Origin of the sequence: Pseudomonas sp. EL_65y_Pfl1_R83 (assembly GCF_963970695.1) — a bacterium.
In the GTDB taxonomy this organism is placed as follows: domain Bacteria; phylum Pseudomonadota; class Gammaproteobacteria; order Pseudomonadales; family Pseudomonadaceae; genus Aquipseudomonas; species Aquipseudomonas tritici.
The window spans coordinates 1-459 of the sequence record NZ_CAXAQI010000407.1 but is presented as its reverse complement, the minus strand read 5'-3'; the positions used below and the strand labels follow the sequence as shown (position 1 = coordinate 459).

The window sequence follows — 459 nt, the reverse complement described above, 5'->3', positions numbered from 1 at the left end:
GTCGCCGACCACCAGCTCCTCGACCGGGATCTCCGTCGTCTGCCCGTCACGGCGCACCGTCGCCTTGTCGGGCGCGAGTTCGGCCAGCGCCTCGATCGCGCGCTTGGCGCGACCCATCGCATAATGCTCGAGCGCATGGCCGAGGCTGAACAGGAACAGCAGCAGCGCGCCTTCCGCCCAGGCACCGAGCGCTGCGGCGCCGGCGGCCGCGACGAGCATCAGCGTATCGATCTCGAATTTCTTGAGCTTCAGATTGTCGATCGCCTCGCGCAGCGTGAAGAAGCCGCCGAACACATAGGCGCCGACATAGAAAGCGGTCGGCAGCCAGTCGGGCGCGCCCGCGACCAGCTTCTCGATCGCGAAGCCGATCGCCAGCAGCGCGCCGCATGCCAGCGCGAAGATCAGCTCGGTATTAGGGCCGAGGAAATTGGCGTGGGCATGGTCGTGGCGATCCCCCGG

The 459-nt window shown here is 67.5% G+C and carries 1 pseudogene; it reads right to left on the bottom strand.

Annotated features, from left to right (window positions below):
* Positions 1-459: pseudogene (locus AACY08_RS29540) on the bottom strand (heavy metal translocating P-type ATPase); the annotation flags it as partial.